The sequence below is a fragment of the Methanimicrococcus hongohii genome, assembly GCF_032594095.1.
Taxonomy (GTDB): Archaea; Halobacteriota; Methanosarcinia; order Methanosarcinales; family Methanosarcinaceae; genus Methanimicrococcus; species Methanimicrococcus hongohii.
This window is the reverse complement of record NZ_CP131059.1, coordinates 1761284-1781404: the sequence shown is the minus strand read 5'-3', so window position 1 is coordinate 1781404 and position 20121 is coordinate 1761284. Positions and strand designations below refer to the sequence as shown.

Genomic DNA, 20121 nt, shown 5'->3' with positions numbered 1-20121 from the left:
ATTTGAAAAGAATGTATAGTTATAAAAAAGTGGACTTAGCTTCCTGCAAATAATAGAAAACAGGAAGTGCGTCCATACAACAAATTATCTTTTTCTTAAAACGATCCAGCCGATTGAACCTAAAAGGATGAGGAAGCCTGCTCCCAAGATATAATAAAGTATTTTGGAATTCGGCGTTTCAGAACCGTAGCTGTCAGATGTCAGATTATCATTTGTCTCTTCTCCCCGAACAGGAAGAATCGTTTCTTCAGGATAATTTTCAACATCAGTCTTTTTATCAGATTCAACTGTTTCAACAGGAACAGGATCAATAACAGTCGCTTGACCGAAACCGTTGCCTCCTTTACGGGCAGACTCAGATGTTTTGAGCGTCGGATACTCCCCGCTGCGGATTGTCCAAGAATAAAACATAACTTCTACATCATGTTTTTGAACGAGGTCTTTCCAAGTGCTGTCTCCGAGAAGACCACGATGAGAATCGGCAGTCTCTAAAAGAAACGGAATGTTTTGGTTCAGTAAAGTTACAAGAGCATCATTTCCTTTTAAAGCGATCATATTTGAATTTGCAAGTTTTGTTGTCCATTCTTCAGGAATTTCAGTTACACCTGTTTTAGAAGAAACAGCTGAAACACCGGGATATTCCAAACTGTTGTCATAGTAATTGTATTGAATTAATGAATTTGCAATGGTGTTTTCGGCAATTTCAGCATCATAACAAGCGACTCCAAAAACAGCGCCGATTTTTTTGGGATTATCATCCATATTCGAAATATTTCCTGCAAAATAATTGTTAACAGCATCATCGCACAAATATCCGGCAATTCCGCCGACTGGATAATTACCACCCGTCACACTTCCTTTAACAATAATATCAGACAATGAATATGAATTCATAATACAAACTTGAGAAATATACACCGTTGAATAACCGGCAATTCCGCCGACATAGGCATTTGTACTGTTTACATTCACATTAATTGTGGAGGAGGTACCGGAATTAAAAATTACATTATGCTGCCCGCACCCAATAATTCCGCCTGCAAAAAGATAATAACATTCAACCTCTACATTGGGATCTGCATTTTTGATATCTGCATTTACAATACAATTATCAATAAACGACTCATTGACGCGGCCGACCAAACCGCCGACATACAAATCAGATGTACTTTTTCCCGAAATCAAAACAGTTCCATTAAGGATTTGAGAATTACGTACAGAAGAATTTTGAGCAAATCCTGAAATTAAACCAAAATACATGTCCGTTGTTGCATCTAAAATTTCTGCTTGAATTTTTGCGTCCGCTAAGACCACATTATTAATTTTTGCTTCTTTTGCGGAACCAAAAAGACCGAAATTTGTTAACGGCACTTCACAATTAATATTCATATTGGAAATTGTCTTGTTGTTTCCGTCAAAATTTCCGGTAAACGGAGAATCCGCAGTCCCGATCGGAATCCATATTCCTCCATTATATTCAGACAAATCAATGTTTTCTGTCAAAATGTAACTTTTTGATAAATTCTCTTCTGAATCGCCGATCTGAGCTAATTCATCTGCCGTTGAAATTAAAGTCGGTTCACTGTCCGCTGCTGCTGTGCTTATACTTAAAAAAGCATCACTGAAAGTAACAAGATAAAACAAGAACGTTTATACACCATAATATCACCTAATTTTACAAAAAGCAACCGAATATAACAAAAACGTCATAGCATATAAGATTATTCGCATAAATAATGAAATGAAAATAAAATTATACAACCGATGTTTTTATTATAATTTCACTTCATTTTTCAAAATCGAAACAACTTCATTCACGCTTTCATCTTCCGGCGCGATTTTTAAAAGTTGTTCAAAAACGACAAGAGCTTCTTCGTATTTTCCGACATTTTGAAGCGCCGTTCCGTAAAAGTTCAAAACTTTCGCGTAAGAAATGCCGTTTTCTTCGGCATCGATTTCCTTGATTTGAGAAAGCGCTGATGCCGCCTCTTCAAAGCGTTCTTCTTTTATGAAAATGAGCGCCTTGTTGTAATGCGCTTTCGGACACGCGGGGTCCAGCATTTCGGCGCGGATCAGGCATTTCAGAGCAAAATCGTTGTCGCCTTTTTTGGAATAAATAACGCCCGTCAGATTCATAATTTCGTAATTGAACGGGTCTTTGACTTGAGCATCCGACAAATAAGAAAGCGCCGATTCGTAATCGCCGGCGTTGAATTTCATTTTTGCCAAATATTCGTAAACGGGAACAAAACCGGGATCCAAGCGGAGAACATCGTTGAACGCTTTTTCCGCATCTTCAAGGTCGCCGAGTTCCAAATAAATTCTGCCGACTTCGTAAAGAATGCTTAAATTTTCAGGCTCTTTTGCTAAAACAATTTCAAATGTTGATAGAGATTTCTTGAACAATTCGTTTGCTTCGGCTGTGATTTTTCCGGCTCTTCTGAATTCGGCTTCCGCGGCTTTGCCGTAAGCGGAGCCTAAATTGATGCGGGCGGAAATGAAGTCGGGCTCGTGTTCAAGCGATAAAAGATAAGAAGAAGATGCCGAATCGTATTTGCCGAGTGCGTTTTGAACCAAGCCGAGATAATAGTAAACGCGGGATTTTTCGTAATCGAATTCAAGCTCTTTCATGAGAATGTCTTCGGCCTGGCGGAAAGCGCCGAGCTTCATGTATGAAAAAGAAAGGTAGCTGTAAAGATGCCAAATGTCTTCTTTTTTGATGATTTCGGATTCTTTGCCGAAAAGTTCGCCGCCGCGCTCATTGCTGTGTTCATTGTCGTGTTCACTGCCGTGTTCATTGGCGTGCCCGCTGCCGTGTTCATTGCCATGCCCGCCATCGCTGTTTTCCATATCGACGGAGGGAAACGAATCATGATCGATGAAATCTTTAAAACGATCGATATATTCCAAACAGGAGAGAATGAGCTCGTCGTAAATGCCGAGCGTCATCAGGCACAAGCATTTGTAATCGGCCGCGGCAAAGAAATACGGATCGATGTCAAGCGCTTTGTCAAACCAGCCGATGGCTTCGTTCAAGCGCTTTTTTCGATAAAGAACGAATCCTTTGGAATAGAGAAATTCTGCGTTTTCGGGTTCGTATTTGAGTGCTTTTTCAATGGATTCGAGCGCCGAATCGAGCTGTCCCGTTTTTTCTTCCAAAACGGATTTTTGATATAAAGCAAAAGCGTCCTTCGGATAACGGATTAAAATTTCATCGTAACAGCGGACGGCATCTTCGGGGCGCTCCGAGTTGATATAAGCGAAAGATAACTTCTCCCAAGCCTTTTTGAACTTCGGCATATCTTGAGTCAGCGATTCAAAAATCGTAACAGCCTCGTCGTTTCGGCCTTCGGCGAGAAGAGCCTTTCCCTGTTCGTACCGCTTATCTGTGTGATTCATTTTGACAGACCTTACCGTTAAAATAATATTTCACCGCGCCGCAAAGTGATTCAATGAATGAAACATAATCTGACGCGGCAATTGGAATATTCTTACTTAGTCAGAGTCTTACAAGATTGATAAGTTTTTTTGTCTTTTTGTCTTTTGGTCTTTTGATTACTTTTTAAAAATGCAACTCACATTTTCGTCTATTTTTTAAAATGCGATTCACATTTTGATTATTTTTGAAAAAATCAACTTGCTTTTTGAATATTTTTTTAAAAAATGTGCGGTTCGCGCGCGGCGGCGGCAGTGACGGGCAGCAACGGCGTAAACCGGCCCCGGCAGCGGCAACAGAAACCTAAAGGTAGCGGTGGCAACAGAAACCTGTAGGTAGCGGCGGCACGTTCGCGAATGCGAACGGATTACGATTAAAATGAGCAGATACAGGCGGAAACCGAGACCGTCCCGCCGGCAGCAACGCAAACCTGACCCGCAACAGCAACATTAAAAGACAGTTGCAGACGAACAGGCTCAGTCGGAAGCTGCCGGCAAAAGACAGTTGTAAGAATAATACTTTGCAGGAGCCGAACGAAGCTGAGAAATCGGACAGTTTTTAATTTTTTGTTTCGTATGGGAAGAATCCGCCAAGTCTCGTTTCCTCCGCTTACGCTTCGGAAACTCAACTTGCGGGGGCGGTATTTTGTCTTTTTATTTATATATATTATGATTGAAACATCGTTTTTATCAAAATTATTCAAAACGGAACGCCTTCTTTTTTCCAAAGATTAAACATTTATTTAGGGTTTTATCGGGCGTTCAGGTTCAACGATTTTGAAAATTGGATGTTTGTCTTTCAAAGAAACAAAAACCAAATCTTTTTGTTCAAAAGGTTTTTATTTTTCAAGCAGCTCTTTAACGGGGTTCAATCCGAATTAAATTAAAAAATTTACAAAATCAAACAGATCTAAACAAATTTAGACAAAATAACAATCAAATTATTGTTTTTAAAAATAAAAATTTAAATTAATTTTTCAAAGTTTAAATTTAAAATTTAAATTCATATTCAATTTATATTCAAATTCAATTTATATTCAAATTCAATTTATATTCATATTCATATTCAAATTTCTATTATTTTAACAAACATTTCAATTTTTGAAATTTAAGGTGATTTTTTTGACCAAAAGAGCACTGATCAGTGTTTCGGACAAAACAGGTATTTCCGAATTTGCAAAAGCGCTTACTCAAAACGGCTTTGAAATTATTTCAACCGGCGGCACTTCCGCTCTCCTCAAAAAGGAAGGAATCGACGTTAAAGATGTATCAGACATTACGGGTTTTCCCGAAATGATGGACGGGCGCGTGAAAACGCTTCATCCGAAAATCCACGGCGGTCTGCTTTATCTCCGCGACAATCCGAGCCATGTGAAACAAGCCGAAGAAAACGGCATTTCCGCAATCGACATTGTTGTCGTGAATTTGTATCCGTTCCGAGAAACCGTTGCCAATCCCGATGTCAAATTGGAAGACGCGATTGAAAACATCGATATCGGCGGCCCGACATTGCTCAGATCCGCAGCCAAAAATTTCGCATCGGTTGCCGTCATCTGTGACCCGTCCGATTATGCGGTCGTTTCCACCGAGCTGAATAAAAACGGCGATATTTCTTACGACGTGAAGAAAAAGTTAGCCGTCAAAGCCTTCCGTCACACGGCCGATTATGACAGCGCCGTTGATACGTTCCTCAGCAAAGCGCTTTTAGACGAAAAAGTCAAGCGCCTCTCTTTTGTCGGCGGCGAAAAACTGCGCTACGGTGAAAACTGGCACCAGGAAGCAACATATTACAAAGACTTAAACGGATTCGGCCCCAACATTTCAAATGCAAAACAGCTTCACGGGAAGGAACTATCTTACAACAATTATATCGATATCGACAACGCGCTTTTGACGCTGAAAGATCTGCACAGCAAAGACCCGTCTGTTGTCATCGTTAAACACAACAATCCGTGCGGCCTTGCCACCGGAAAGACATTGAAAGACGCGTTCTTAGCCGCCTGGGACGGCGACCCGATTTCCGCATTCGGAAGCATTGTTTGTGTCAACCGCATTTTTGACGTTGAAACGGCGAAACTTTTGGATAAAAAATTTATTGAAATCATCGTCGCGCCCGGATTTGAATTGGAAGCACTTGAAATTCTTAAAAACAAAAGCGAAACACTCAGACTTCTTGAGCTCGACGGATTTGACAAGCCGTTTGACAGCGAATACGTTTACAAACACGTCACAGGCGGACTTTTGGAGCAGACACGCGACATCGGTCTTTTTGAGAAATGGGACATCGTAACGAAAGCAGCGTTTCCCGATTCCAAAAAAGGTCTTTCCGAATTCGCAATGAGTTCCTGCAAATGCATTAAATCCAATTCGATTTCGATTGCTTACGAATATGAGCCGGGCTACTATATGCTGCTCGGTATGGGCGCGGGCCAGCCCAACCGTGTCGATTCCATCGGCAAATTGGCGGCGCCGAAAGCAAGAAACAATTTAAAAGAAATGTATGACAGAAACGAAGAACTTCAAAAAGCGATGACATACGAAGAATATGTCTCAAAAGTGTTCTCCGAATGTGTCATGGCGTCTGACGCGTTTTTCCCGTTCGACGACAGCGTTGTTTACGCAAATGAATTCGGCCTCCGATACATTTTATCACCGGGCGGCTCGATTCGAGACGCGGAAGTTATTGAAACCGCGGACAGACTCGGCGTTTCACTTGTCTTTACAGGGATGCGCCATTTCCTGCATTAAATTATAATTGATATGAAAACGGGAAATTATTTTTCCGGATTCATTTCATTTTCTTTTTTGAACTTTTATACGAATTGAATTTTTCAAATCAATATGTATTTTTTGAAATGAATGCAAATCCCGTTTCATTTTTAATACATTATTTTACCAAAACTTTTTGTTAAAATATACACCCATAAGATTTTATTAATTGTATAAAGCTTATTAATTTCATTATTTGGAAATTATAGTAATAAATAGAAAACTGTCAATACAAATGGAAAAATATGACAGATATTGATTTAATGTGAATAAGTAATGGAAAGGAAACTATGACATCTGAAAATCAAATCGAAAAAACTTTCATTGATATTTTGACCCAACGAGAAAATCAATGGACATATCGACCCGATTTGAAAACAGAAGCTGCCCTTTGGGAAAATTTGCGTCGACATATTAACCGTATCAATCTCGCACAATTGAATGGTGAACCGTTAACAGACAATGAATTTAATCAAGTGAAAAATGAATTTAAGCGTTTGACAGCAACGCCTTTTTTGGCTTCCCAATGGTTGCGGGGTGAAAACGGAATTGCACAAATTACCATTGAACGTGAAGATATCTCTAAAGGCAATGCAACACTTATTCTTTTCAGCAATAAAGACATTGCAGGCGGCATATCCAGTTATGAAGTGGTTAATCAAATTGTTCCTGAATGTGAAAATACATCAAAAAGTCACCGCGGCGATGTAACTTTACTTATAAACGGTTTGCCTGTAATACATATTGAGCTAAAAAACGAATATGCTAAAGACGGGTATCATCAAGCCTTTGATCAAATCGAAAGATATGCGCAGGCGGGTTTTTTTGACGGGATTTTTGCGACAACGCAGATATTTGTCGTCAGTAACAAAGTTTCTACAAAATATTTTGCTCGTCCAAGGACAAACACCGATTTTGAGTCTGCTAAAAAGTTCTTGTTCAACTGGAGAGAGGCAGATAATACTCCCGTTGAAGATTTATATGACTTTACCAGAAAAGTCCTCAGCATCCCCATGGCACATGAATTGGTAAGCCGTTTTACGATTTTGGTTGATGATAAAAAAAGTCAAAAATTCATGATGGTTTTGAGACCATACCAGATTCATGCAATAAAGAAAATAATGCAGCAAGCATATGATCACGAAGGCGGTTTTATTTGGCATGCGACCGGTTCCGGTAAGACAATAACCAGCTTTGTTGCGACCAAATTATTAGCCCAATCTGCCGGCGGCGTTGCTCGTACAGTAATGATTGTAGACCGAAAGGACTTAGACAGTCAAACAAAGAATGAATTTGGCAAATTTGCATCCGAATACAATACAGGATTAACAACGGGAGATGCCATAGACAACACACTCATCGTTGGTATAGATAACAGGCGCGAATTAGTTGAAAACTTTCTCAGTAAAAAGAACAACAATACAATCATAGTTACAACCATTCAAAAATTGAGCCACGCCATCAGAGACACCAAAAAAACAGAGACAAATAAATTTGAAAAACTTAAAGGTGAACATATTGTATTCATCGTTGATGAATGTCATAGAGCTGTCTCCGACAAAGAAATGAAAAGCATTAAAAAGATTTTCCCGAAATCTACATGGTTCGGGCTTACCGGAACACCCATATTTGAAGAAAATCAAAAACAAGAGAACGGGACTTATGCTCGAACCACATTCGACCAATATGGTGAGCTTCTTCATGCTTATACAACCAAAAATGCCATGGACGACAAGTCGGTACTAAATTTTCAAGTAGAATATCACTCTCTGCTTACTGAAGAAGCAGAAAATCAAATGTATCTGAGTATAGTCAGAGATAGACATCCGACCGATTCGGTTTTCACACTGGATTCAATGGATGACATATATCGTGAAGCTCTTTTGGATGTTTCATACTACGAAAACGATGCTTACATCGAAGCAATGCTTAAAAAAATCTTCAAGCATCAATCTGTTTTGGAAAAATTCAAAGTTATTAACGGTATGCCGACAATGAGTGCTATACTGACAACACATTCAATTGCCCAAGCAAAACGGATTTATCATAAGCTGATAGAATTAAAAAATTCCGGCAATCTCATAACAGGCAAACCGTTAGATGAAAGAAGAAGTTTAAATGATCCGAATTTTCCAAGAGTTGCCATAACGTATTCTATCGCTGAAAACCAAGATGAAATAAATACGGCTAACGAGGAAATTAATGAAATAATGAAGGAATACAATGATTTGTTCGGCACGAATTATACTGATCCGGATTTGTATAACCAAAACATAAACAATCGCTTAGCTCGAAAAGATATGCAATACCAAAAAGACGGACAATGGCTGGACTTAGTCATTGTTGTGGACCGTCTTTTAACAGGATTTGACGCGCCCACGATTCAAACTCTGTACGTAGATAGAGAGATGAAGTACCAAAAACTTCTGCAGGCATTTTCTCGTACAAACCGTACATATCCCGGCAAAAATATCGGCATGATTGTTACTTTCCGAAAACCTAAAACGATGACTGAAAACGTACGAAATGCGATTCGTTTGTTTTCAAATGAGGACAGAGAATGGAAAAAACTTATACCGAGAGAATACGAAGAAGTTAAAAAAGACTTCAAATCTGCGCACAAAGAGTTTCAAAAAGCCAAAAAAATATTGGCAGAAGATCCGACCGACCTTAGAAAACGGCTTGCTGTTGTAAAGACATTCCAGTCAATGGAAAAGTTCAGCGAAGCAATAAAAAGTTACGAAGAATATGAAGAAGAATTTACAGATTTATCAAAGATAGTTGATGTGATTACTGAAGAGGTCGGACATATAGAAAATCTTAAAGCTGAAATAAAAGAAGAGCTTGCAAAGCAAGATATCGGTGAGGAAGAAATCAACACTCTTTTGGAAATTGAGTTCACTCCCGACCAACGGGCAATTCGTGAAGAAAAGATAGACAGTTACTATATCAGCCAGCTTTTGCGGGATATAAAAAACGAGAGCAGTAAACAAAAGTTTTATGAAATCATCAAAAATAAAGTTCCGATCGTTAAGGCGGCTTATGAAGATGCTTTAGAGGATCTTGATGACGAACATGAAATCATAAACAAAGTTGATCAACACTTCAAGCGTACAATCAAAGAGATAATAAATGAAACTGCCGTCGTTTTGGAAGTGCCCGAAGAAGATTTGCAGGTGAGTTTCAATGAGTATCGCAAAGATAAGGGAGATGTTCCGTACATCAATGTAATTATTGATAAGTCTGCTCTGACGAAAGATAATTTTGAGAATAAATTCAATAAAAAATTTAGAGAACGCCGTCGTACGATAGAAGAATACTGGAAAAAGGTAATCGAAGACAACCTCCTCCCGTTAAGGGATGAACTTTCCAATTTTGCCGGCGAATTGAAATATATTATAGATAAGGATGGAGATGGTGAACAATGAGCGAATTAAACAATCAATTATGGGCAAGTGCTGACATATTGCGCGGCAAGATGGATGCAAGTGAGTATAAAAACTACTTGCTTGGCTTAATTTTTTATAAATATCTGTCTGATCAAGAATTGCGTGCCGTATATGAAGAAGAGCATGGCAAGATTTCAGAGTATCCGAGCAGAGATGAACAATTTACAGGACTTCTTGAATGGTATAATGATGATGCGGCGAATATTAAAGATATAATATCCAAAAAGTTGGGATACTTCATTGAACCCGATTATTTGTTTTATACTCTCAGGAAAAAAGCCGCTGAATATGAACTTCAAATTTCGGATTTACAGGATGCTTTTATTGAACTTGGGCGGCAAGGGGAACATTTTACGGGATTGTTTGATGATGTTGATTTAACATCAACCAAGCTGGGTTCAAATGCGCAGCAGCGTAATGTCACCATAACAGAAGTCATAAAAGCTCTTGATGAGATAGATCTTTTCGGACACGACGGCGATGTTATCGGAGATGCTTATGAATATTTAATCGGGCAATTTGCTGCCGGAGCCGGGAAAAAAGCGGGTGAGTTTTATACACCTCAGGCAGTCAGTAAAATCATTTCTGAAATCGTATCTATCGGGCAAGAAAATACTGCACCGTTTCATATTTATGACCCTGCGATGGGCTCCGGTTCTTTAATGCTGAACATTCGCCGATTTGTAAAAAATCCGATGAAGGTGCATTATCACGGACAGGAATTGAACACAACAACTTACAATTTAGCCCGAATGAATTTGATTTTGCATAATGTAGAACATAGTCAAATGCGTCTTAGAAATGGGGATACGCTTGATGAAGACTGGCCGACAGATGAGCCGTATCTTTTTAACGCGGTTGTTATGAATCCGCCTTATTCTGCCGTTTGGAGTGCAGACGATAAATTTTTGAGTGATTCGCGTTTTGAGCGCTTCGGCAAACTTGCACCAAAATCTAAAGCGGATTTTGCTTTTTTACTTCACGGATTTTATCATTTAAATGAAAAGGGAACTATGGGAATTGTTTTACCTCACGGCGTCTTGTTCAGAGGAGCTGCCGAAGGCACAATTCGTAAAACTCTTCTTGAAATGGGCGCAATAGATGCCGTTATCGGGCTTCCGTCAAATATTTTTTACGGAACCAGTATTCCAACCGTTGTACTGATTTTGAAGAAAAATCGCGGGAACCGTGATGTTTTGTTTATTGACGCGTCTAAAGATTTTGAAAAACAGAAGAATCAAAACAATTTGCGAAGCGAGGACATTCAAAAAATCGTTGACACTTATAAAAATAGAGGAGATATTCCGAAATATGCCCATGTCGCCGATTTTGAAGAGATTGTCAGCAATGACTATAATCTAAACATTCCGCGTTATGTGGACACTTTTGAAGAAGAGGAACAAATTGATATTGTTGCGCTCAGCCGTGAAATGGTCGATCTGAATTTACAAATAAAACAGAATGAAGCGGATTTTTTGAGCTTACTTGATGAACTTGCCGTCACAGATGAAACAAAAGAAATAATTGAAGCTACAAAGCGGATTTTTGTGTAAAGGGGGAGTTTTTGTGCTGATAAATGACAAAAGTTACTTTGATGTACTTGAGCGAGTCAAGGCAGAGATTCAAAACGCGCAATATAAAGCGGTATTGGGCGTAAACCGTGAGCAGATTCTTCTTTATTGGAGTATAGGTACGGTAATCATTGAAAACAGTGAATGGGGTAACAAGTTTATAGACAATCTCGCCCGTGACATAAAAAATGAATTTCCGGATACGACAGGTTATTCTGTTCGAAATTTGAAGTATATGCGTAAATTTGCAGAGTTGTTTCCGGAAAATGAAATCGTGCAGGAACCGCTTGCACAATTAACTTGGTACCATTTACAACTGCTCATGGACAAGTTTTCTTCCAACATACCTCAGTATATTTGGTATGCGAATAAAGCTGTTGAAAACGGTTGGTCACGAAATGTGCTGTTGCATCAAATCGATATGAAACTCTACGAACGGCAAGCGATTGCTGACAAAACAACAAATTTTGAGAGCGTGTTGCCTTCACCGCAAAGTGAACTCGCGCAGGAAACATTGAAAAACCCATATGTTTTTGATTTTATTGAAGCAAGGAAAGAAATTATCGAGCGTGAAATCGAACAGGAACTTGTGGCGAATATCGCAAAAACGATTATGGAGCTTGGCACCGGTTTTGCGTATGTCGGCAATCAGTATCATTTGGAAATCAGCCGGCAAGATTACTATATTGATCTGCTCTTTTACAACTTCAAATTGAGCTGTTTTATTGTGATTGAAATAAAAAATACGGAATTTAAGCCTGAATATGCAGGTAAACTGAATTTTTATTTGTCCGCCGTGGATGACATATTGAAAAGGGAACACGATAATCCGACGATTGGTATTTTATTATGTAAATCGCGCGATAAGCTGATTGCAGAATATGCGCTGCGCGACATAAACAAACCTATCGGCGTCAGCGAATACAAACTCTCTGATTTTGTGCCGGAACAATTCGCCGACACGCTGCCGACGGCAGAAGATATCGAAAGCCGTATCAAAGCAAAGTATGAAACCGAATCGAATGAGGTGAAATGATGGAGAACAAAAATACACCTGAAATACGATTTAAAGGCTTTACTGACGCTTGGGTACAGCGGAAGTTGGGGGAAGTGGCAGAAATTAGAACTGGTCCATTTGGAAGTGTACTCCACGCAGAAGATTATATTGAAAATGGAGTACCCATAGTAACTACAGAGCACTTCAAAGACGGGGCATTACCAAAAAATAAAGAGAATATACCCCAAGTTTCAGACAATGACTACGAGAGATTACGGGCTTATATTTTGATAAATAATGATATTGTATTTTCAAGGGTGGGCTCTGTAGACATCAATGCACTCGTTACAGAATTTCAAGAAGGATGGCTATTTTCAGGTCGAGTGCTTCGTGTTCGTCCGTCTAAAGGAATAAGAGGTGAATATCTTCATTATTTATTAGAAACATCAAAAGTTAAAAAAGATATTATAGCTCGTGCCGTAGGACAAACGATGCCATCTATTAACACAGAGATATTAAAAGAAACGAAAACACTGGCAACAAATTCACTCCTTGAACAAACAACCATAGATAACTTCTTCCACACTCTTGACAATATTATCACTCTTCATAAGCGTAAGTTGGACCTGTTAAAAGAACTGAAAAAAGGTTATTTACAGTTGATGTTTCCGCAAGAGGGCGAATGTGTTCCACGAATAAGGTTTGATGGGTTTACAGAATCATGGAAACTATAGAAATTAAGCAAAGTAGCAACGGTAATTAAAGGTGAACAAAAAGGAAAGCAAGAAATTAGTTCTATCAAAACTGATGAAAACCCGATTCCCGTATTCAATGGGGGGAAATCACCGCTGGGATATACAAATGTATCAAATCGAATCGGAAAAGTTATGATATCTGAAGGAGGATCATGTGGTTTTGTAAATTACTATAGTGGAAAATTTTGGTCAGGAGGACATAATTATACGCTAGATGAGAATGATGATTTAGATACATTTTATTTGAAATCTATTTTGGAAAGCAAACAAGAAAAGCTCTATAAGTTGGGAGTTGGAAGTAGTTTGCTTAATATTCAAAAGCATGCAATTGAAAATTTTATAGTGGAGATTCCAAAATTCCAAGAACAAACAGTTATCGGTCAATTCTTCCATATTCTTGATGAGCAAATAACCACCCAAGATCTAAAACTAGGTCAATTAAAACAATTAAAAACAGCCTATTTACAAAAAATGTTTGTATAACCCACTAAAAAATTGTAAGCTCTCTGCATATGATGACGATAAACTTAATGTCGGAATCATTTCAGAAGGGTGCTTATGCCCGCAAAAAAAAGAACAAATCAATATTTTTATGAATATTTTGCCGAATGGATAGAATTATACAAACAAGGAGCTGTTCGCCCTGTCACATATCAGAAATATATGATGACATTGCAACGACTTACAGAATTTGCCCCTACTTTAAAAATTTGTGATCTTGATAAACGAAGTTATCAAATTCTGCTTAATAATTACGCTGAAACACATGAGAAACAAACAACGATGGACTTTCATCATCATCTGAAAAGTGCAATCTTAGATGCTATTGATGAAGGTTTGCTTACATCAGACCCGACACGAAAAGTCATCATAAAAGGTAAAATACCTGTCAAGAAAAAATTAAAATTTTTAAGCCAACATGAACTTCAATCCTTGTTAAAAAATCTAATTTTAACAACTGAACCGAATTGGGATTGGTTTATTCTCCTTATTGCCAAAACAGGACTTCGTTTTTCCGAAGCTTTAGCCTTAACACCGAATGATTTTGATTTTGTGAATCAAAAAATAAAAATCACAAAAACATGGGACTACAAGAGTGTCGAAGGTGGTTTCGGAGAAACAAAAAACCTCTCTTCAATTCGTACTATTTCTATAGACATTCAACTAAGTGTACAATTTTTCGATTTAACCAATGATTTGGAAAAGAATGAACCTATTTTTGTCCGTGGTCGAGTATTTAATTCCACAGTCAATAATCGTCTCAATTTTTTATGTAGAAAAGCAGGAATTCCTATAATTTCTATACATAGTCTTCGCCATACTCATGCATCTTTACTTATTTTTGCAGGAGTGTCGGTTGCCAGTGTTGCCAAAAGGTTAGGACATTCCAGTGTAACCACCACGCAAGAAACATATTTGCATATAATTCAAGAATTGGAAAATCAAGATCATGATAAAATTATGAAACATTTATCCATGCTTATTTAGGATTGAAAAGGCATTTGTTATGCCTTTTAGATGAACATTTTTTGAAGATAAGCTGTCTTTATCTGTTTTAATTTGTCTAGTTTTTGTTGTTGGATGGAAATTTGCTTATCAAGAATGTGAAAGAAAATACCAATGATGATTTGTTCTTCAATATTTGGAATTATAAATTTTTGTTTAGATAGTTCTGTTTGATTAATGCTTGCCTGACTTATTGCTTGATTAGCATGAGTAATTGCCCAATTTCTTTTGTTTTCAGTATTTAGATAATAAAATATGAACATACTGTCAACATTTTTATTAGGAACAAGACGTAGCAGGTTTATGCCATGATATAAGTCAAATTCTGCTTCGTATATTGCCGTTTTGCCAATATGCGAAAGAGAATTTATGTTACTATACAAAATATCTCCTGTGTTAAGCAAATATTTTTTCTCTGGTTCTTTGTCGGAAAAACCGATTTTATTTTCATCTACAATCCCATAAGAAATTGTTTCGATTCTTGTTATTTTATAGATTCCTTCATTCAACTCAGCATTCCCTGTAAACCCTGATGAAATATTAACTAGTTCTCCAAGTGTATATTTATTCCATGATTCTGTAAACCCATCAAACCTTATTCGTGGAACACATTCGCCCTCTTGCGGAAACATCAACTGTAAATAACCTTTTTTCAGTTCTTTTAACAGGTCCAACTTACGCTTATGAAGAGTGATAATGTTATCAAGAGTGTGGAAGAAGTTTCCAATTACTTTTTGTTCTTCGACATTAGAACAATTAATAATAATATCGGAAAGAAGCTGTTTATTTAACCCACCTCTGGTTTCATCACCAGAAGATAACATTCGTAACTCTTCATATCGTTTCATTAAATTTTGAAAAATGAACTCATAATGAAGTGTTTCATCTGGAACAATGGCGGCAATTGATTGATTAGTTGTCAATGGTATGCTGTTAATTGCAACAGTTCCGCGAGTTTTTCCTTGGCCCGCCAATGCAATCAAAACAGAATATTTCTTCACCCACTGTGCACTTGAATTTTCTAGTCCTTCTTTTGAAATCATGTTATCAGTTGAGTCAAGTCGTCTTTTATTGACTTCTCCTGATGACATCCATGGAATTTCTTTGGGCTCCCAATATTCCGGAACAGATGTTTTTGGTGTTCCTCCTGTCAAAATTTCAGAATGCTTTCCCAACTTCCGCTGTACCCAAGCGTCAGTAAATTAAAAACCGACAAAATTGTAAAAAAGAAAAATTAACAGAGCAATTTTTAAATCATGAGTTTATAGAATGTTGACAGATTTGTTTATGAACAAATCTTCAAACGCCGCCGGGCAGCTGAAAAGCAAATCAGGCAAAAATTCAAACTCGTACGATTCCCGATTCAAAAAGATGAAGGAACAGAGGACAGTGAATATAATAAATGGTTGACAAACATGTCTTGATGGGCAGCAGCAGCATAAACAAAGCTTTGGCTTGGCTTGCGGCGCCGGCAATTATCGGTCTGGTTATTCAAACACTTTACGGCTTGGTAGACTCCGTCTTCGTCGGGCGCGGCCTCGGGGATGACGGTGTCTTGGGACTTGCCGCGCTCGCGGTCGCGTTTCCGGTCTCACACCTGCTGCTCTCGGCAGCGGCCGGCGTCGGAGTCGGCGGTTCATCTTTCATTTCCCGCGGATTTGGCGCAAGCGATTCCGAGCGCGTCAAAAAGGGCGTCGGTAACATGATCATCATGGCGTTTGTCGTCGGGATCATTTGTACCGTTATCGGTCTTGTTTTTTTGAAACCGATTTTACTCATTTTCGGCGCAACAGAATCGAATCTTCCGTTCGCGTACGATTATATGTATTGGATCGTTTTGGGATGCACTTTTCAAATTTTAACGGTCACGATCAACGCAATCGTCATGGCTGAAGGCAATTCGATGTATTCGATGGGCATGTATACCGTCTCAAGCATCACGAATGTGATTTTGGATTACATTTTCATTTTTGAATTCGGCTGGGGAATCCAGGGCGCAGCGATTGCAACGATTATGTCCCAAATGCTAAGCGTCGTGATTTTGACATTTTACCTTTACAAAATCAGCAAACTCAAATTCAGTTTGAAATGGCTGAAATTCAACAAGCCCGCGTTTTTAGAAATCGGCAAAGTCGGTATTTCAGAATTCCTGCGCGAAGGGTCGCTTGCGATCATGTTTATCATCGTCATTTTCAATGTCAATTTATACGGCGACGATTCTTCCGTTGCGATTTACGGCTTGATCAACCGCATTTTCGGATTCGTGATCATCCCCGCAATGGGCGTTGTCCAAGGAATGATTCCGTTAACCGGCTACAATTACGGCGCGAAAAATTACGACCGCGTTCGAAAGATTTTAAAAGTCTCTTCCATTTGGGCGGTTTCAATCACGTTCATTCTCGGCGCGCTGACATACATTTTTACCGCGGATTTGTTTTCGCTGTTCATGACGGATGCCGCGCTGATCGATGAAGCAGTCATCGCATATTGGATTGCCGACGTCAGTATTCCGATTGTCGCGTTTCAGATTGTCGGCTCCGCATTCATGCAGGCGCTCGGACAAGCGCGCGCATCATTTATTTTGGCACTCGTTCGTCAATTTGCAATCATTCCGGTGCTTGCCATTATTCCGTATTTCATCGGGCTGACGGGTGTCTGGGTCGCGTTTCCGATTGCCGACGTTGTTGCAACGGCCATTACGTTGTGGTTCGTTTTGCGCCAGCTGAAATCGCTGAAAAAAGAAGAAAAGATGCATGAAATGTATGAAAAATGTCCGGCTTGCTGATGAGCCGGCATTTTCTTTATAAAGTTTTCGATTTGGATAAAATCGGAATCTATTAAGCTCTCTTTTAATTCATGAGGAATCATGGAAAGCAAAACAATATTTTATAGTTTAAAAAGAGATGACATTTTCAAAAATATCGTTGCTGAAACATCTGATAAATATTATTCTTTCATACCATATCAACGTCGAAAAAATTTAACAGAAAATGAAAAAAAATCAATCGGAAATTATCAGGATGTCCATGAAGAAAACATTCAAAAGAAAGATTGGAGTTTTCCGATTCCAAAAAATTGGGAACGAAAACCATTTTGTTATGTAATTAATAGATTTTGCAGAGATAAAGATTTTAGGAAAATATTATCAAAAAACGAATATTAGATCATCAAAAATGAAATAAAAAATATTGAAAATGCTATTCAAAAAAGCAGAGTTTTGGAAAGCTGTTTTGTTTACAGAGGTGTTTTAGATTTGAATTGGCTCCCGAATCCGGCAATTGGGGAAGAATTTACAGAAGAAGCTTTCGGAAGTTTCAGTTTAGAATATGAAAAAGCACTGGAATACACCAATGAAAATAATTCAATCATATTTCAACTTCTTTTAACACCGGAAATGAATGCATTATATTTTGATAAAAGTGAGTTTGAAATATTACGTCCGACAAACACAAGATATTCGATAATCAACATCGAAATGACGACATCAGATATAAATAAAAATACGACAGTCTATACGATTGTTGAAATAAAGAGGGATTAAACATGAATGGCGAATATATTCATGAAATCTTCACACCGACCGGTCGTATCATTAAATTTACACCGGAAGAAGAAAAAGAAATTCAAGAAATTATAAAATTGGCAAAAGCTGATTTAAAAAAACAAATTAAAAAGATGGAAAAACGAATCTGAAGAATTGAGAGTATAAAATGATTGATAAACGAACAAAATCTCAAAAAAAACCTCTTCTTTTAATGATTTTAGACGGCTGGGGTTACAATCCCGATACAGCAGGAAACGCCGTCGCCGCCGCGCGCACGCCGAATTTGGACAGATTGGCGGAAACTTACCCGACGGCTCTCGGAATCACTTCGGGAACGGATGTCGGTCTTCCTGACGGACAAATGGGAAACTCCGAAGTCGGCCATTTGAATATGGGTGCCGGCAGAATTGTTTATCAGGACTTGACTTTGATTAACAAAGAAATTGAAGACGGCATTTTTTATCAAAATCCGATTCTTTTAAAAGCGGTTCATGAAGCCGAAGAAAACGGCAAAGCGCTTCACGTGATGGGACTCGTCTCTTACGGCGGCGTTCACAGTCATATCAATCATTTGAAAGCGCTTTTGACGCTCGCAAAAAAAGAAGGCTTGGACCGTGTTTACGTTCACGCGTTTTTAGACGGCAGAGACGTGCCGCCGAAATCGGCGATGAAAGATCTTTCCGAGCTTCAGGAATTCATGGAAAATGAAAAAATCGGACAGATTGCAACCGTTACGGGCCGCTATTACGCGATGGACCGCGACAAAAGATGGGACCGCGTTGAGAAAGCTTATGACGCGCTGACACTCGAGACTGCGGATATTGAAGATAAAGATGAAGACAATGATATTGTTTTTGCAAAAGACTGGAAAAACGCGCTTCAAGATTCTTTTGACAAAGGCGAAACGGATGAATTCGTGAAACCGATTGTTCTTTTGGATGAAAGCGGGAAACGAATCGCGGCAATTGAAGACGGTGATTCCGTAATTTTCTTCAATTTCAGACCCGATCGCGCTCGTGAATTGACTTACGCTTTTACCGAGCCGGATGAAAAAATCGGATTCAAACGAAAAGTTTTCCCGAAAACATATTTCGTCGGCATGACTCAATACGATGAAGAACTGAAAATTCCGACAGCGTATCCGCCGAAGGATTTGAAAAACACGATCGGCGAATATTTGGCAGCGAACAACAAAAAACAGCTTCGAATCGCCGAAACCGAAAAATACGCTCATGTGACTTTTTTCTTTAACGGCGGCGTTGAAGAGCCGAATCCGAATGAAGAGCGCGTTTTAATACCGTCGCCGAAAGTTGCGACTTACGATTTAAAACCGGAAATGGCCGCTTACGAAGTCACCAACGCCTTAATTCAAAAAATCGATGAAGACAAATACGATTTTATCGTCCTCAACTTTGCAAATATGGATATGGTCGGGCACACCGGAGACTTCAACGCCGCAAAAGCAGCCGTCGAAGCCGTTGACACTTGCGTCGGAAAAATCGCCGAAAAAATCATTGAAAAAGACGGCGCGCTTTTCATAACCGCCGACCACGGAAACGCCGAAAAAATGACGGAAGAAACCGGCGACCCCTGCACCGCGCACACGACAAACCCCGTCCGAATGATTTACGTTGATGACAGAAACATTGACCCGAATACGAAAAACCCGAAAAAGATTTTAAGAGATGGCGGCAGACTTTGCGATATTGCGCCGACCTTGCTTGAAATCATGGGAATGGAAATTCCAAAAGAAATGACAGGCGAAACGCTTCTCGTGAAAAACGAGAAGTAATTTTTCTTTTTTTATTTTTGAAAAACGAGATTTCATTTCAATTGAAATCATGAAAAAGTGAAGGCATTTTTTTAGTAAATTTTTGAAAAATGAGACGGATCGCGCGCGCGGCGGTAGCCGCAAAAAAATCGCGCAGCGATTTTCAATAAACACCTCACTCCAAGCGCAAACAAACACCGCCCTCCCACTGCAAACAGAAACCACACTCCAACTAAACAAACACCGCCCTCCAAGCGCAAACAAACACCGCCCTCCAACTGCAAACAAACACCGCCCTCCCACTGCAAACAGAAACCTCACTCC

17 protein-coding genes and 1 pseudogene are annotated in these 20121 nt (G+C 38.9%); 12 read left to right on the top strand and 6 right to left on the bottom strand.

What is annotated here, in order from left to right; genetic code table 11:
• Positions 1 to 84: 84 nt before the first annotated feature.
• The 4 genes from MmiHf6_RS08040 to MmiHf6_RS08025 form a co-directional block, all read right to left on the bottom strand.
• Positions 85 to 1644: a hypothetical protein gene (locus MmiHf6_RS08040; protein ID WP_316557273.1), complete on the bottom strand. Its 1560-nt coding sequence runs from the start codon at positions 1642 to 1644 to the stop codon at positions 85 to 87.
• A 129-nt stretch (positions 1645 to 1773) separates the two neighbouring features.
• Entirely contained in the window at positions 1774 to 3399 is a 1626-nt protein-coding gene (locus tag MmiHf6_RS08035) for a tetratricopeptide repeat protein (protein WP_316557272.1), read from the bottom strand.
• Positions 3400 to 3606: 207 nt separating this feature from the next.
• Complete coding sequence (locus MmiHf6_RS08030) at positions 3607 to 3864, bottom strand: hypothetical protein (RefSeq protein WP_316557271.1); 258 nt, start codon at positions 3862 to 3864, stop codon at positions 3607 to 3609.
• Positions 3810 to 4064, bottom strand: coding sequence for a hypothetical protein (locus MmiHf6_RS08025; protein ID WP_316557270.1), 255 nt, complete (start codon positions 4062 to 4064; stop codon positions 3810 to 3812). Before MmiHf6_RS08025 ends, MmiHf6_RS08030 begins: the two co-directional genes overlap by 55 nt.
• 493 nt (positions 4065 to 4557) lie before the next feature.
• On the opposite strand from MmiHf6_RS08025, the gene purH reads away from it, so the two are divergent.
• The 7 genes from purH (at position 4558) to MmiHf6_RS07990 (ending at position 14464) form a co-directional block, all read left to right on the top strand.
• Positions 4558 to 6183, top strand: coding sequence for a bifunctional phosphoribosylaminoimidazolecarboxamide formyltransferase/IMP cyclohydrolase (purH, locus tag MmiHf6_RS08020; protein WP_316557269.1), 1626 nt, complete (start codon positions 4558 to 4560; stop codon positions 6181 to 6183).
• Between the two features lie 311 nt (positions 6184 to 6494).
• The gene (locus tag MmiHf6_RS08015; RefSeq protein WP_316557268.1) at positions 6495 to 9632 is read left to right on the top strand and encodes a type I restriction endonuclease subunit R; all 3138 of its coding nucleotides are present in this window, start codon (positions 6495 to 6497) and stop codon (positions 9630 to 9632) included.
• Positions 9629 to 11206, top strand: a complete 1578-nt coding sequence (locus MmiHf6_RS08010) for a type I restriction-modification system subunit M (RefSeq protein ID WP_316557267.1) — start codon at positions 9629 to 9631, stop codon at positions 11204 to 11206. The genes MmiHf6_RS08015 and MmiHf6_RS08010 overlap by 4 nt, the downstream gene beginning before the upstream one ends.
• A complete protein-coding gene (locus tag MmiHf6_RS08005; RefSeq protein ID WP_316557266.1) occupies positions 11178 to 12260 on the top strand; it encodes a PDDEXK nuclease domain-containing protein in 1083 nt (360 codons plus the stop codon). Before MmiHf6_RS08010 ends, MmiHf6_RS08005 begins: the two co-directional genes overlap by 29 nt.
• Positions 12260 to 12955, top strand: a complete 696-nt coding sequence (locus MmiHf6_RS08000) for a restriction endonuclease subunit S (protein ID WP_316557265.1) — start codon at positions 12260 to 12262, stop codon at positions 12953 to 12955. Before MmiHf6_RS08005 ends, MmiHf6_RS08000 begins: the two co-directional genes overlap by 1 nt.
• Positions 12956 to 12979: 24 nt before the next feature.
• A complete protein-coding gene (locus MmiHf6_RS07995) occupies positions 12980 to 13459 on the top strand; it encodes a restriction endonuclease subunit S (RefSeq protein WP_316558664.1) in 480 nt (159 codons plus the stop codon).
• 75 nt (positions 13460 to 13534) lie between these two features.
• Entirely contained in the window at positions 13535 to 14464 is a 930-nt protein-coding gene (locus MmiHf6_RS07990; RefSeq protein WP_316557264.1) for a tyrosine-type recombinase/integrase, read from the top strand.
• Positions 14465 to 14490: 26 nt separating this feature from the next.
• Here the strand turns inward: MmiHf6_RS07990 and MmiHf6_RS10185 are convergent.
• Positions 14491 to 15663 (bottom strand): annotated as a pseudogene (locus MmiHf6_RS10185) (restriction endonuclease subunit S); the annotation flags it as partial.
• A 221-nt stretch (positions 15664 to 15884) separates the two neighbouring features.
• Here MmiHf6_RS10185 and MmiHf6_RS07975 point away from each other — a divergent pair.
• The 5 genes from MmiHf6_RS07975 to gpmI all read left to right on the top strand — a co-directional run bounded on the left by MmiHf6_RS07975 (position 15885) and on the right by gpmI (position 19818).
• A complete protein-coding gene (locus tag MmiHf6_RS07975; RefSeq protein WP_316557263.1) occupies positions 15885 to 17267 on the top strand; it encodes an MATE family efflux transporter in 1383 nt (460 codons plus the stop codon).
• Between the two features lie 81 nt (positions 17268 to 17348).
• Entirely contained in the window at positions 17349 to 17645 is a 297-nt protein-coding gene (locus MmiHf6_RS07970) for a hypothetical protein (RefSeq protein ID WP_316557262.1), read from the top strand.
• Entirely contained in the window at positions 17646 to 18023 is a 378-nt protein-coding gene (locus tag MmiHf6_RS07965; protein WP_316558662.1) for an ADP-ribosyltransferase, read from the top strand.
• 2 nt (positions 18024 to 18025) lie between these two features.
• A complete protein-coding gene (locus MmiHf6_RS07960; protein WP_316557261.1) occupies positions 18026 to 18175 on the top strand; it encodes a hypothetical protein in 150 nt (49 codons plus the stop codon).
• A gap of 17 nt (positions 18176 to 18192) precedes the next feature.
• Positions 18193 to 19818 (top strand): 2,3-bisphosphoglycerate-independent phosphoglycerate mutase, encoded by a 1626-nt coding sequence (gene gpmI, locus MmiHf6_RS07955; RefSeq protein WP_316557260.1) that lies wholly within the window; start codon positions 18193 to 18195, stop codon positions 19816 to 19818.
• A 71-nt stretch (positions 19819 to 19889) separates the two neighbouring features.
• Here gpmI and MmiHf6_RS07950 read toward each other — a convergent pair whose 3' ends face one another.
• Positions 19890 to 20105 (bottom strand): hypothetical protein, encoded by a 216-nt coding sequence (locus MmiHf6_RS07950; protein ID WP_316557259.1) that lies wholly within the window; start codon positions 20103 to 20105, stop codon positions 19890 to 19892.
• Between the last annotated feature and the right edge of the window lie 16 nt (positions 20106 to 20121).

Excerpts from the sequence above, each read along its gene's own strand:
- MmiHf6_RS08035 (WP_316557272.1), bottom strand. The coding sequence starts at position 3,399 with ATGAATCACACAGATAAGCGGTACGAACAGGGAAAGGCTCTTCTCGCC.
- MmiHf6_RS08015 (WP_316557268.1), top strand. The coding sequence starts at position 6,495 with ATGACATCTGAAAATCAAATCGAAAAAACTTTCATTGATATTTTGACC.
- MmiHf6_RS08010 (WP_316557267.1), top strand. The coding sequence starts at position 9,629 with ATGAGCGAATTAAACAATCAATTATGGGCAAGTGCTGACATATTGCGC.
- MmiHf6_RS08000 (WP_316557265.1), top strand. The coding sequence starts at position 12,260 with ATGGAGAACAAAAATACACCTGAAATACGATTTAAAGGCTTTACTGAC.
- MmiHf6_RS07990 (WP_316557264.1), top strand. The coding sequence starts at position 13,535 with ATGCCCGCAAAAAAAAGAACAAATCAATATTTTTATGAATATTTTGCC.
- MmiHf6_RS07975 (WP_316557263.1), top strand. The coding sequence starts at position 15,885 with ATGGTTGACAAACATGTCTTGATGGGCAGCAGCAGCATAAACAAAGCT.
- MmiHf6_RS07970 (WP_316557262.1), top strand. The coding sequence starts at position 17,349 with ATGGAAAGCAAAACAATATTTTATAGTTTAAAAAGAGATGACATTTTC.
- MmiHf6_RS07960 (WP_316557261.1), top strand. The coding sequence starts at position 18,026 with ATGAATGGCGAATATATTCATGAAATCTTCACACCGACCGGTCGTATC.
- gpmI (WP_316557260.1), top strand. The coding sequence starts at position 18,193 with ATGATTGATAAACGAACAAAATCTCAAAAAAAACCTCTTCTTTTAATG.